The 13,549-nt window shown below is 56.9% G+C and carries 10 protein-coding genes and 1 tRNA gene; 3 read left to right on the top strand and 8 right to left on the bottom strand.

All coding sequences use genetic code 11. The annotated features are described in order from the left end of the window. Positions 1 to 37 precede the first annotated feature (37 nt). Positions 38 to 1,000: a Dyp-type peroxidase gene (locus VLA07_RS23630; RefSeq protein WP_333991776.1), complete on the top strand. Its 963-nt coding sequence runs from the start codon at positions 38 to 40 to the stop codon at positions 998 to 1,000. Positions 1,001 to 1,027: 27 nt separating this feature from the next. Here the strand turns inward: VLA07_RS23630 and VLA07_RS23635 are convergent, their stop codons facing one another. Continuing rightward, positions 1,028 to 3,016, bottom strand: coding sequence for a peptidase U32 family protein (locus VLA07_RS23635; RefSeq protein WP_097089972.1), 1,989 nt, complete (start codon positions 3,014 to 3,016; stop codon positions 1,028 to 1,030). Positions 3,017 to 3,233: 217 nt separating this feature from the next. After that, entirely contained in the window at positions 3,234 to 3,614 is a 381-nt protein-coding gene (locus tag VLA07_RS23640; protein ID WP_003224376.1) for a RidA family protein, read from the bottom strand. A gap of 202 nt (positions 3,615 to 3,816) precedes the next feature. On the opposite strand from VLA07_RS23640, the gene VLA07_RS23645 reads away from it, so the two are divergent. Together VLA07_RS23645 and VLA07_RS23650 are read left to right on the top strand one after the other, a co-directional pair. Further along, positions 3,817 to 6,240 (top strand): AAA family ATPase, encoded by a 2,424-nt coding sequence (locus tag VLA07_RS23645; RefSeq protein WP_333991780.1) that lies wholly within the window; start codon positions 3,817 to 3,819, stop codon positions 6,238 to 6,240. Then, positions 6,237 to 7,004 carry an HNH endonuclease gene (locus VLA07_RS23650; RefSeq protein ID WP_333991782.1) on the top strand — a complete coding sequence of 256 codons (768 nt, stop codon included), beginning with the start codon at positions 6,237 to 6,239 and terminating at the stop codon, positions 7,002 to 7,004. The genes VLA07_RS23645 and VLA07_RS23650 overlap by 4 nt, the downstream gene beginning before the upstream one ends. A gap of 96 nt (positions 7,005 to 7,100) precedes the next feature. On the opposite strand, the gene VLA07_RS23655 is transcribed toward VLA07_RS23650, so the two are convergent. The 6 genes from VLA07_RS23655 to VLA07_RS23680 all read right to left on the bottom strand — a co-directional run bounded on the left by VLA07_RS23655 (position 7,101) and on the right by VLA07_RS23680 (position 13,496). Next, positions 7,101 to 7,175: transfer RNA gene (locus VLA07_RS23655), tRNA-Gln, on the bottom strand. A gap of 137 nt (positions 7,176 to 7,312) precedes the next feature. Continuing rightward, on the bottom strand, positions 7,313 to 7,696 hold the full coding sequence (locus VLA07_RS23660) for a DUF1801 domain-containing protein (RefSeq protein ID WP_333991784.1): 384 nt from the start codon (positions 7,694 to 7,696) through the stop codon (positions 7,313 to 7,315). A gap of 24 nt (positions 7,697 to 7,720) precedes the next feature. Next, positions 7,721 to 8,116 (bottom strand): hypothetical protein, encoded by a 396-nt coding sequence (locus VLA07_RS23665; RefSeq protein WP_333991787.1) that lies wholly within the window; start codon positions 8,114 to 8,116, stop codon positions 7,721 to 7,723. Between the two features lie 49 nt (positions 8,117 to 8,165). Next, positions 8,166 to 8,405 carry a hypothetical protein gene (locus tag VLA07_RS23670; RefSeq protein ID WP_238547102.1) on the bottom strand — a complete coding sequence of 80 codons (240 nt, stop codon included), beginning with the start codon at positions 8,403 to 8,405 and terminating at the stop codon, positions 8,166 to 8,168. Then, on the bottom strand, positions 8,405 to 13,108 hold the full coding sequence (locus VLA07_RS23675; protein ID WP_333991790.1) for an RHS repeat-associated core domain-containing protein: 4,704 nt from the start codon (positions 13,106 to 13,108) through the stop codon (positions 8,405 to 8,407). Before VLA07_RS23675 ends, VLA07_RS23670 begins: the two co-directional genes overlap by 1 nt. 124 nt (positions 13,109 to 13,232) lie before the next feature. Beyond that, a complete protein-coding gene (locus tag VLA07_RS23680) occupies positions 13,233 to 13,496 on the bottom strand; it encodes a PAAR domain-containing protein (protein ID WP_007969244.1) in 264 nt (87 codons plus the stop codon). Between the last annotated feature and the right edge of the window lie 53 nt (positions 13,497 to 13,549).

Genomic DNA, 13,549 nt, shown 5'->3' on the forward strand with positions numbered 1-13,549 from the left:
GAGCGCCGACCTTGGCCCCGCGCATATGGAACCGACTATGACCTCATCAATGGATACCCCCGAGCCACAAGCGATCTGCAACCCGATCACCAGCAGCGCGATTTTCATCGTCGCCACGCTGCTGCCCGGCAGCGACGCCGCCAGTCAGGTGCGCGGCTGGTGCGGCGACATCGCCGCCCTCACCCGCTCGGTCGGCAAACGTGTGCCCAACGGCAACTTGTCATGTGTCTGCGGTTTCAGCGCCAACGCCTGGGACGCCTTGTTCGGCAGCCCGCGCCCGGCGTCGCTGCATCCGTTCCGCGAGTTCGGCGTCGAGGGCCGTCGTGCCGTCGCAACGCCGGGCGACATCCTGCTGCACATCCGTGCCGACCAGATGGATCTGTGTTTCGAACTGGCGACCCAGTTGTGCAGCGCACTCAATGGCGCGATCACCGTGGTGGATGAGGTGCAGGGGTTCCGCTACTTCGACATGCGCAGCATCATCGGTTTCGTCGATGGCACCGAGAACCCGGTGGGCCGCAAGGCAGACCACTTCACCCTGATCGGCAACGAAGACCCGGCGTTCGAATCCGGCAGTTATGTGCTGGTGCAGAAGTACCTGCACAAGATGGAGGCGTGGAATGCGCTGAGCGTCGAAGCTCAGGAAAAGGTGATCGGCCGCACCAAACTGGCCGACATCGAACTCGGTGAAGAGGTGAAACCGAGCAATTCCCACAGCGCCCTGACCACCATCACCAAGGACGGCCAGGAGCAGAAAATCCTGCGCGACAACATGCCGTTCGGCCGCCCGGGGGCTGGCGAATTCGGCACCTACTTCATCGGTTACGCGCGCTCGCCGGAACCGATCGAGCAGATGCTGGAGAACATGTTTGTCGGCAAACCCGTCGGCAACTACGACCGTTTGCTGGACTTCAGCACCGCGGTCACCGGGGGGTTGTTCTTTGTGCCGTCAGCCGACTTGCTTGAAGACCTCGCGGAGCGCGAGCCCGCGCAGGCGTGACACCGTAGCGCCACGCCCGCCCGTCACTCAGTGTGGCGCGCGCGGGATGGTTTTCAGCAGGTCTTCGGGGCTGATGTGGCCGACCACGCTGCCCGGTTGCGGCATGTTGAGGATGTGGCCTTTCATCTTGCCGATGATGTGCATCTCGCACGGCTTGCAGTCGAACTTCAGGGTCAGCACTTCGTCGCCGTGGATCAGCTGCATCGGCGCGACCTTGGTGCGCACACCGGTCACGCCTTTGGCCTGTTTCGGGCACAGGTTGAACGAGAAACGCAGGCAGTGTTTGGTGATCATCACCGGCACTTCACCGGCCTCTTCGTGCGCCTCGTAGGCCGCATCGATCAGCTTCACGCCGTGACGGTGATAGAAGTCGCGGGCCTTCTGGTTGTATACGTTGGCCAGGAACGACAGGTGCGACTCCGGGTACACCGGCGGCGGCGTGGTTTCGGCCTTGCGGCTGCCACGCGGGTGCGCCGCAACGCGGGCGGCGGTCAGCGCTTCGATGACTTCACGGCGCAAGGCTTTGAGCTGCGAGTTCGGGATGAAGAACGCCTGCGGTGCGTCCAGTTTCACGTCGATGGCGTGATATTGGGTAGTGCCGAGCTGGCCGAGCAGATCCTGCAATTGCTCCAGCGCCTGCTCCGGCTTGTTGGCCATCCCGAACGGGCCGTTCAGGGTCACGCTGGCGCTGATGCCCTCTTCACTGGTGGCAGTCAGTTCCAGCTGCTCTTCACGCAGACGCGCCACCCAGCTCAGGGCCACGCGGCGTTCGGCGGAGGTCTTCAGCAGTGCCTGTTGCCAGTTGTGGTCGAGGTTGCGGTTCAGCGGATGGTTCGGGCGCAGCTTGTACAGGCCTTCGGGCATTTCGTTCGGCTCGACGCGGTAGCGGTAGCGCTTCTCGCCGTCTTCTTCGAACTCGCCCTTCGGCTCGGCGATGTTGGCGCGGAAACCCACCACTTCCCGCTTGACCAGCACGTTGAGGCCATCGCCGTTGGACAGCGGCTCCTGCGTCACCACCTGCATGTCACGCTTGCCGACTTTCTCGACGGTGCCCACGGGCAGGCCGGTGAAGGTCGGCGAGTCGAACGCGCCGATGTCGATCTTGCGATCGGTGACGAAGTAGTCGGTGCTGCCACGGTGGAAGGTCTTTTCCGGGTCCGGCAGGAAGAAATGCGCGGTGCGGCCGCTGGAAGCGCGGGCCAGATCCGGACGGTCTTCGAGCACATCGTCGAGGCGCTGGCGGTAATAGGCGGTGATGTTCTTCACGTAGCCCATGTCCTTGTAACGACCTTCGATCTTGAACGAGCGCACACCGGCCTCGACCAGCGCGCGGATGTTGGCGCTCTGGTTGTTGTCCTTCATCGACAGCAAGTGCTTTTCGTAGGCGATCACCCCACCCTTTTCGTCTTTGAGGGTGTACGGCAAACGGCAGGCCTGCGAGCAGTCGCCACGGTTGGCGCTGCGCCCGGTCTGCGCGTGGGAGATGTTGCACTGCCCGGAGAACGCCACGCACAGTGCGCCGTGAATGAAGAATTCGATGGCGGCATCGGTTTCGTCGGCGATGGCGCGGATTTCTTTCAGGTTCAGCTCGCGGGCCAGTACCAGTTGCGAGAAACCGGCCTGATCGAGGAACTTCGCCCGCTCCAGCGTGCGGATGTCAGTCTGGGTACTGGCATGCAGCTCGATCGGCGGAATGTCCAGTTCCATCACGCCCAGATCCTGGACGATCAGCGCGTCGACACCGGCGTCGTACAACTGGTGGATCAGCTTGCGCGCCGGCTCCAGTTCGTTGTCGTGCAGGATGGTGTTGATGGTGGTGAAAATGCGCGCGTGATAACGGCGGGCAAACTCCACCAGCTCGGCAATTTCGCTCACCTCGTTGCAGGCATTGTGGCGCGCGCCGAAGCTCGGGCCACCGATGTACACGGCGTCGGCGCCGTGCAGGATCGCCTCGCGGGCAATCGCCACGTCACGGGCGGGGCTGAGCAATTCCAGATGATGCTTGGGCAAGGACATAGTTTTTTTAGTCAGGCTGTCACGGTTAAGGCGCGCATTGTAGCCGCGAAACGCCCGAGCGGCACGCCCGTGCTGCCAAGTGGCAGATGACCTCGCTCCAATCCGACACGAGAGTCTCCTGTAGGAGTGAGCCTGCTCGCGATGATGGTGGCACAGTCAACGTTGATGGTGGCTGATTTACCGCTATCGCGAGCAGGCTCACTCCTACAGGGGGCGGTCAGGCCTTGGCGGCCATTGCGGTGACTTCCACACGCATGCCTTCCACCGCCAGCGACGCCACGCCCACAGCGGCGCGCACCGGCCATGGCTTGGCGAAGAAGCGCTTGTAGACTTCGTTGAACGCCGCACGGTCGGCCATGTCGGTGAGGTAGATGGTGAGGTGCATCACGCGATCCATCGAACTGCCCGCCCGCTCCAGCGCCACTTTCAGCGCCTGCAGGGTGCATTCGCTTTGCAGGGTGATATCGCCCAGCTCCAGGCTACCGTCGGCGCGGGTCGGGATCTGGGTCGAAACCAGAATGCCGTTGAAACCGACAACGTCGGAGGAAATGGAATCGGCATCCGGATCAGGGGTGAAGCTGAGGTCTTGATTAGCCATGAAAGTCTCTTGTCTGGAGAGATTGAGGGTCGCCGGCCAGCAACGCGCCGGGACTTGTCGCGGGGGAGTTTACATCACCCGGATTCACCCGATCGAACGTTGCAAAGACGCGTCCCAACCGCTCAGGTAACATTGCAATGATGACCATGCGCCACTATTGCTGCGCTCGAATGTTGATTTGGCGGGACTCAAGGAGAAACACATGCTGTCGGAGGGTGCGCTTCGCGCAGAACGGATTTGTCGCGAACTCGCAAGGTTCTCAAAGAATAGTGGTTTTGGGGAGCTAGAAGCCTGTGATATCGCTTACGCCTTACTCGGGGCTTTCTGCCTGCAGGCCGACTCTCGATTACAGGATTATCTTCCAGCGCCGCGGGCCGCTGAGCTGCAGAAACTCACCCACGAACTGCTGAATGTCGCTGACCCGGACAGGTCAGAACGACAACTTCATGAGCTGAGGCACCTGCTGGCACTCGCAATGAACTGCGAGTGGGTCGGCGTCAGTCGAGGTACAGGCGTCCTACCGCGTGCAGTCTATTACATCAGTGGATTGCTCATGTATGAACTGGGGGAACTTGATCAGTACATGCGACGACATGTTATTGACGCCTTGTTCTACAAATTGTTTGCTCGACTGATCCCTTCTGCACCGAAACATCATCGGCAGATCGCAATGTACGCTATTCCCCTCGCGCAGTTTTTTGGTGGTATAGCCGAGCTGCAACCAGGCTCTGGTGAGGTTTTCACTCAATCAGGCCTTCCTGAGCGAGCCGATAGTCAATTCGACCATAGACCCGGCGACCTACCTCCTGAACTATGGGATCGACTACGTTTTCTTCGCAATCTTCGACTTGCTGTGCATGACATTCCATTTGAGGGCCATAGTGCAGACGGAAGAACTCTGAATTTATGGCTCTTTGATAAAAGCCTCGAGATCAGCAGGGATGCCTATGGCGACAGATCTATGCTTTTTTTGAAAGAAAGCAAAATCAAGGGTCTGGTAGATGTTCGCCGCAAAGGTGACCCTCCCATGTTTGTCGTCTTTACCGGTAAAGATAGACGCGCGTATAACAAAGACGAATACCTTCGTCGCGAACTTATCTTTGACCACGACTTGCGTGCAGTCATCGACTTCGCCAGCTTCACCGCAAAGGGCACGGCACTTTTCAGCCTCTGGTATTTCGGCCCGCCATTTCCGGAATACCGGGAGCAGGTCGCTCTGATTGATGTCCGGCAATTAAAACTGAACATCAACTCCGAAGAAGTTTTCACTTGCGCGTCACTGGTCGGATCATTGCTGCGCGCTTGGACTGAAGGACGCCCGATTGATCATTCGGTATTGGAAGAATCTGGTGCTCCAAGACGTGTGATCACCTTCATTGAAGAAGCGCTAAGCACCCGTATCGACGAGATCCCCGGATTTCTCCGCTTCATTCACCGTGATCAAATGCAGGAACAAAATTATTCGTTACGTGCCGAGGATTACGTCAAAAGGTACAAGGATGATGCGTGGCGTGCGGAAGTGGAAATCGATCCAGTTCTGATGAAGCTTCGTACAGATACCGATAGTCAATCGGTATACCTGATAGGCGACAACGGCGCGGGCAAAAGCCTTGCGTTGCGCGACATTGCGACAGCACTTGCCTTGCAGGGACGTGACACCTTTGGTGTGTCATTCGGCACGACCGACAGGTTCGACAGATCAGCGAATGCCGAACCACTGAAATCCCACTTCACCTACGCCGGCGCCCGCAATGTTCGCGGCGGGCCGAACATGAATCGCTTCCTTGGCGAATTGGGAGAGATGGTCAAGGATATTTTTGATAACCCCGTGCGCCTGGGCTGTTTTAAAACGGCACTGGATCAGTTGGGCTTTCAGCCAAAACAATATCTGGTGCCCGTCACCATGAAGTCCACTTCAGACCATCTGGAACGGGTATTGGCCGACATTCATCCGCTCTCCGACCTCGGCACAACAGAAAGAGAGCAGGAACAGCTGGAGCAGCGTCGAGCACTGGCGAAAGGCGCATACAAAATCGCTGTCATGCGGCATGAATCCCCAGAAATTGTGGTTTTCGATACCTTGAGTTCGGGAGAACAACAGATTTTGACAATGGTGATCAAAATCGTCGCCAACGTACGACGCGGCACCACGGTGCTTCTTGATGAACCCGAGATCAGCTTGCATGTGGCCTGGCAACGTAAGCTTCCGCATGTACTGCGGGAATTTTCCAGGGTTCTTGACTGCTCATTTGTGGTTGCCACACATTCGCCCATCGTCATCGCTTCGGCCAGCAATGTGCACGACCATTGTTTCGTGATGACAAAACGTCAACTGGAGGAGTTGAGCCCTAATGCACGCAAATCTGTAGAGGCAAGCCTGTTCGAAGGATTTCGGACTTATACGCCCTACACTCATCATATTCAGGAACGTTGCGCAGAGATCATCTCAAGAATCATTGGTGAGTCTGATGAACAGGGACAGGTCTGGGGGGATGAAAACCGCTTCCTGGGCGAACTCGAGTCACTTAAAGAGAAGCTGAGCGAGTCCATGGTGCACGGGGCTGCATCGGATCGAACACTTGTCGACAAAGCCATCGCTGCCGTGCGTGAGATGTTGACGCCATGACCCCTTCAAATCGTGGCGACGCAATCCGTATACGTTTGCGCAAAGAACTTGCCGATTATCTGGCGCGCCCCCATCGAACCAAAAAACTTCATACGCAAACGCGCGATTTGTTGCGCACGCTGTTTCGCAAAACAAGAAAAGGCCTGGCTGATGGCTGGGCGCTCCTTGACGCACTGGACCCCAAGGAAGACATTGCAACAGCATCTCAACTCAAGGCAGCGTTGCGCGATCAGTTGGTCAAACTACAAGCAAACCGTTGTTGTTACTGCCGGCGCTGGTTGGTCAACACAGCTTATGCGCGCCCCATTGAGCATGTATTGCCAAAAGCCTTATACGCCCAGTTTTCGCTTCACTTCTGGAATCTCGCGGTTGCGTGCACGGACTGCAACGCCAAAAAAAGTGACAAAATCTGGGGCACCATCGATCCGGCACGGATGACGTATCCGCTTCCGGGCAGTATTGATGACTGGTTTCATCCTCGATTCCACGACTACGATCAACACATACGCTACGTACGCCTGGAGTCCAACGAAACGACCGTCATCGTTTATCAGGGCAAGACAGTGCAAGGTGTGGCGCTTTGCGAATCTCTGCTAAAGCATATCGCCGCCAAGGAAATGCTGATTGCCAACAACCCTGCATTAAGTACTTTCGCCGCCACCATCAATGAGTGCGGTGATCGGTTCAAATCGGCAAAAGCGCAAAAGCTGCGAGATTTTCAGGATGAGCTGGGAGCCTCCGTCACGCGCATGATTGAAACGTGAGGCTGACAGGGCAGAATCCAACGCCTCATCACGAGAGACACAAATCGCGCGCATAAAAAAACGCCAGCCCTTTCGGACTGGCGTTTTTTCTGAATATGGCAGGGGCGGCTGGATTCGAACCAACGCATGGCAGGATCAAAACCTGCTGCCTTACCGCTTGGCGACGCCCCTGTATCTCAAGCTCTGTAACAAGCTCTGCGAGAATGGGCCGCAATTTACCAACCTTTTTTTGATCTGGGAAGCCCTGAGTGCAAAAAAATTTGTTTTAAAACAGCCAGTTATTTCTGAGCCAAAGCAAGCGCCACGATTCACTTCGACAAATTCAGCGCAATCGCCTCGCGAATCAGCGCTTGCAAGGCCTGTTCATCGATCGTGTCACCCTCATGAAAATCAATCGCCCGGCGGGTGTTGCCATCAAGGCTGGCGTTGAACAACCGCGCCGGATCGGCCAACGCTGCGCCCTTGGCGAAGGTCATTTTGACTGCCGCCTTGTAGGTCTCCCCGGTACAAATGATCCCGCCCCGTGACCACACCGGAACACCGCGCCACTTCCACTCCTCCACCACCTCGTGATCGGCCTGATGAATGACCTTGCGAATCTCGCTGAGAATGACGCCACGCCAATCGTCCAGTTCAGCGATTCGAGCGTCGATGAGTGCCGAGGCGTCGGTGGGTGGTATTTCGGATTTCATGGCAAGTGTTCTCTTCGATGTGGTTTACAAGCCGATTTGCTTGAGCCCCTCACGCATCCCTTGATCCGCTTGCTCGCACCATTGCTTGAGGCTCAGATCCGGCGGCAGGTTGCCTTGCAGACTCTTGTATTGACCGTCGGCCAACACTTCGCCTTTGCGACCGAGACTTTCGTTCTTGTCGCCATCAGCCTTGTCGAACGCGCCCGGCATATTCGCAACGAACGCCACCATCTTGTTGGCGTTTTCCGTGCTGTCCGCTTTCAGGTAGCCCTTGTCGACGCAATGCTTGATCAGGCCCGACATGTTGCGACCGCTGTCATACATGCTTTTCAGGGTAGCGGGATCTGGCGCTTCTGCGCGGGCCAGGGCGCCGAGGCCGAAAGTGGCGGTCAGTGCAAGGATCACAGCAGTGTTTTTCATGCTCATTCCCCAGATTTCCAGTGAAACTTCTCGATTCCAAACCCGCTGCTTACCAGACTTCCAGAGCTGGCGCACAAAACCCGGTAACGATATCCATCACCTCCAGAATCCGATCCTCCAACTCTTCATCGGCATCACCGCGCATTGACCCCAACAGTTCATTAACCGATATAGCCGAAAAACCCTTATCTCGATACTTCAGCAGGATTTCCCGTATCGAAAGAAGATCATCCCCCCTCCTCAATGCGCCGGACAGTTCATCGTCCAACGGTTTATCAAGCGTTTTCATCATTGTTTCTCCCAATGCTCAGCCGTCGACCCTAGTGCCTTCTGGTAATCAGAAAGTGGCATGGCCTTACTAGGCTGAATGGTTCCGTGAGTTTTTTTGTCTTGCACGTAACGAAGACTTTCCGGAAGTGAAGCGGTATTCAATTTGCAGGCGCTGTCTTTGCCGGTTCCGCCGGGTAACGTGGAGGGGCGCCGATGATCCGGCAGGTTTTGCGGAGTATCCGGCGCTACGGACATCCCACCGGTATTGGGATGAACGTTCCCATCTTTATCAACTGGAATATCGACAGGCCGTACCCCTAGGCCACGCGCGGTCGAGTCAGCAATGGGCTTTCCTTTTTCGTCGGTTTTCATGGCCCGATAGACATCGACCCCCGTCAGGCCCATCGGATCCACCCACCCTGTAGGGTTCGGACCATAGGTGTAGAGATTCAGACCGCCCGCATAACCGATCGGATCCTGGCTGACGAATCGCCCCACCGCCGGGTCATAGTAACGATGCCGGTTGTAATGCAGCCCGGTCTCATGATCATGGTACTGCCCCGGAAATCTTATAGGATTTCTCACATCACTTTGTCGGGCCGATTGCGATTGCTGCTCCGATATCGCCCCCCATGCCTTGTACTGAGCCGTCCAGACCAACTGCCCCTCAGAGTCGGTCAGTTCCTGAGGCGTACCCAGGTGATCGCACTGATACCAGAGCAAAACGTCAATTGGCTGAACCGTGACCTTGCGATTCCACAACGGATCGTCATCCAGGCTGTACTCTCCCTGATACTCAGGCTGATTCGTCAGTGTAATCGGGGCATGTCGTATGGCCTGTGCTACAGGAACGAAACTACCGGGCTCGAAAATGTAGTGCACCGTGCGTCCGGCACCGCCATCCAGTTGCGCGGCACTGCTTTCCCAGGCAAGTCGGTTACCGTCCCAGCCGTAGAGCGTGAAGCCACAGCCGTACTCTCGCTGTATGCGTGCATGCTCGTTCCGGTTCCAGTGCGACCCCGCCTCGGGACGCCCCTTGGAATGGGCGACAGAGTTTTTGTGAAGACGACGTCCAAGAGCGTCATAGGCGAATTCAACCGACAAGCGTTGATCTTCAAATCGCACCAAACGGTCAAACAGATCCCATTGCAGGAAGCTCCGCTGATTGTTTTGCAGACGCTCGACCAGGTTGCCGCGCTCATCGTATGTGAACTGATTACCTTCGTACTCGTGTAGCAGGTTGTCTACCTGCCTCTCCTGGCGCGGAGACCGGTCCAGTGGTCGTCGAATTTCACTCGCCTTTTCATCAAGCAGATTACTGGCCGGGTCAAAGGTGAATGTTTCAACCACCTGTCGTGTCGCTGCTTCCAACAGTCGACCGAGAGGATCATAACGGTATGAAATCGCGCCTCTTCGGGTATCGTTGATCGCAGTCAGTTGACCAGCGGCATCGTATTGATATGTCCGTTTGACAAGCGTCGCACCGTCCTCACTGCGCCCCAGCACCTGCTCCTGCAAACGACCGGCAGAATCCCACTTTTGCGTCTGCTGCAGGTGGTTGCCCTGATGCCGGACAATCTCACGATGAAGGTCGTCGCGCTCCAGGCCAATCAGCTCGTGCTCGTCCAGGCGTAGCCCCAACAAATGACCACTGCCATAGGTGAGCCAGCTGACACGGTGCCCGTCCGGACGAACTGTCGCGACCCGATTGTTGAGCACATCGTACTCGTGCTGCCACACGCCAACTACCGGGGGCTGGTCCAGCCCAAGGTAATGCTGATGCTCGCGCAGCACATTGCCGGCCAGGTCGTGAAACCACTGTAAACGACTGTCTGCGTTGGCGGCTTCAATCAGGTTACCGTTGCCGTCATAAATGAAGCGCTCGCTTTGCGATTTCTCACCTTGACTGGCGCGCCGCTCAATCAGGCGTCCCATGGCATCAAAGCTCACGCAAATCACACGCTCGCCGTTGACGATATGACTCAAATGGCCCGTATCAGAATCATACCGATAGCGGGTGATACGACCATCAAAGCTCTTTTCTTCCAGCAGGCGACCTATCGGGTCGTAGAGGAAATGCGCCCGGCTCTCGTTTTCGTTGTCCAGCGCCTGCAAGCGCCCGAGACGATCCCAGCGGTAGACCAATGTATGCTCATCAGCATCGATGCGCTCGGCTACAAGACCGGCAGCTGTATATTTCCAGGTAGTGCAGCGGCCAAGACGATCCGTGTGCGTGAGCAACCGGGCTTCAGCGTCTCGTTCAAAATACTCCTCGGTCTTGTCCGGGTGCCTGATCCAGGCCAGCTGGCCCAGTCGATACCCGTACTCGGTACTCTGGCCGGCCGCGTCGGTAGAACAGATCATCTGTCCGAGTTCGTTGTACTCCCAGGCCCTGGTCTTTCCTGAGCAGTCGACATACTCGATCAGTTGACCGGCATCGTTGTAGTCGAGCTTCTTCTCATTGCCGGCGGCGTCTTTGATCGCTGTCGGCAACCCTGCCACGCTGTAGGCAAACTCCGTTACGTTACCAAGGGGATCGACTGCTTCCACAAGGTTGCCATGATCGTCATAAGCACGCTGCCACTGCCCCCCTTCTGCATCGCTGGTCTTGATCAGTTGATCCAGATCGTCGTAGGCAAAATGCAGCACGCTGTCGTCGGCACGCAAATGTTCGACGACGTTGCCACGCGCGTCGTAGATGAAGCGATCAGTTGTGCCGTCAGCATGTACGTGGCGAATCAGGTTTTTCGCTTCGTCACGGAACAACCATTCGGAACGTTCATCCGGATGGCGAATGCGGTACGTATAACCAAGAATGTCGTAGTAGTGCCAGGTTTCGTTACCGTACGCATCGGTGACATAGGTCAGGCGAATATTCTCGTCCCACTCAAGGCGCGTGTCGAAACTGCCGTCGTCCGCCCACTCGCGAACGGCCCGCGCATCAGCGCCTGTGCCCTGCCATTCCAGATTCATGCCCCGTCCGGTCCGGTCGGTGTAACGACGGATCAGATGATGCTGGTACTCATAGCTCCACGCCGCCCCGTTCTCGTCCTGAGCCTGAATCAAATCACCGACACTGTCGTAGTGATAGGCACACAGTTGACGCTGAGGAACACCGTCGCTGATCAGCCAAAGCCCCTTTACGCGACCGTGCTCATCAAGCAGGGTGCCGAGGTGATATCTGACGTCGGCCATATCACCCTGATAGGTAATCAGGTCGGACAGCACCGGCATTCCATCGTGGCGATGCTCGTAGTGCAGCATGATTCCCGCACCGTTGCGCAAAACCACGCCGACCAGCACGAAACGTTGTCCACGACGCAGATAGGTTTCCTTGCGTTCAAACCCTCTGCACAACAGAAGCTGGTCATCGGTCACCCGTACCAGCGTCATGTTTTCAATGGCATCGTAGTGAGTCTGCCCTGTCTCGGGCAGCACATAGTCGTGGCTGCGACCATCAGCGTCATGGAACACCAGACTCCCGCCAACACAGTCAAAACGGGTAGTCAACGACGTAATCCAGCGGGCGCCCATCTCGCTGGCGTCATACGCATCCAGACGCGAACAGTAGGTGCGTGTCCACTCGAGAGGGAATGCACCAGGCAGGTTGAAATCCGTATGGCTCAGCGATTCAGAGCCCAGGGCAAAACTGATGCTATGCGCCGTGCCCGGCATGACGCCGTTTTTACATGTTTTGCAGTTATGCGTCGCTGGCGCTTGTTGGCTGCTGGCTTCAAGCCGCCCCTCTCCAGCCCTGTGCTGAGTCTTTGAAGTAGTATCCGGCTTGACGCTGGCCCCTTGACCATGTGCTCGACGCTTGCGCCAGGTCATGACAGAACCTGCCAGCATCTGCAGCAGCCAACCGATTGAATGCTGAACAGCCGGATCACCCAGCTTGTTCATTTGAGTGCGCAACTCCACACCCATAGTACGAAGCATGCCGGTATTGCTCAGCACCAAAGCCTTGGCACTGTCCGGCAACAGATTCTTTGCCGCGCTGTTGGCAACACCTTTACCGGCAGCCTTGTAGGCGCTGAAGGCTGCGCCGAAAATATTACTGATGGCTGCCTTCGGGTCATGCAACAACTGACCTCCGGCCGCACTCATCTTGGCACTCGCCGACTTCATGTCGCCTTTTGCATCAAGCTTGCCGTTGACGACCGTTTCCAGTCCCTTGGCGATTTCGTTGACCGCGTTCTGGCCAAGCTTGCCGCCGTTGTCGAGTATTTCAGCCAGCTTCGGCTTGGCCTGCTCTACAAAGTCATCGATCGTACCGACAATGGTGGCATTCAAATGTCCGATCAGGACTTCGATCAGCGAATCGCCCAGCAGCATCTTGGCGCTGTTACGAAGTTCTTGACGCACCAATGACAAAGTCGGACGCAAGGTCATACGCGCCGAGGCCATTGTGGGTGGCGCCGGTAAAACACCGATCAGATTGATACCCAGGCTGACCCAGTCCAGAATCTGGCGTTGCTTGCTTTTGGCAAGGACAACAATGTCTCCGAGCGCATCCACCAAGGCCATGATGTTGCCCACCACCGGCAACGCTCCGGCAACGTTCTTGACGCGCTCAAGCGTGACTACTCCACCACTGATCGATTGCAGCCAGGCATCGAATCTGGCTGCACCGCGTCCGACATCCTTGATGTCAATGGTGTTGAGCGGAACGATCGCCACTTGAGGTTCACGTACTTTCGCGACAGGCGTTTCAGTCGTCATGACTGCATCTCATCCGTAAGATAGTTCAAGACTTTAAAGAAATGATTGATGGCCTGGGCCTGCCAACACGCATGCAACAAACGTCAGGTGATGCCCGGCATATGCCGATGCGGTACATGTTGATTCAACTGATCACAGCCCCTTTCGGGCCGCTTGCAATCAGCGCAGCGCCGCAAGCGGTTTTCATACCGTCCAGAGCGATGGGCGTGCCATCAACGGTGTAGGTGCTGCTGCCCTCTGCAATCGGGAAAACCCCTTTGCACAGTGGACAGCTGACCTTGTGACCGACTCCGGCAACAGGCTTGCCGTTGAGATCGGTCTGGGAGAAGGCTTCGAGCACCTTGCCACCGTGAGTGGTGGAGTCGCCCAAGCGAATGGCGTCTTTCATGTTGTCACTCCTTTGACTTGATCCTGGTCTCGCGACCCTGCCGTCCGCTGGCC

It is taken from the genome of Pseudomonas sp. S3(2024) (assembly GCF_036861315.1).
GTDB classification, from domain to species: domain Bacteria; phylum Pseudomonadota; class Gammaproteobacteria; order Pseudomonadales; family Pseudomonadaceae; genus Aquipseudomonas; species Aquipseudomonas putida_A.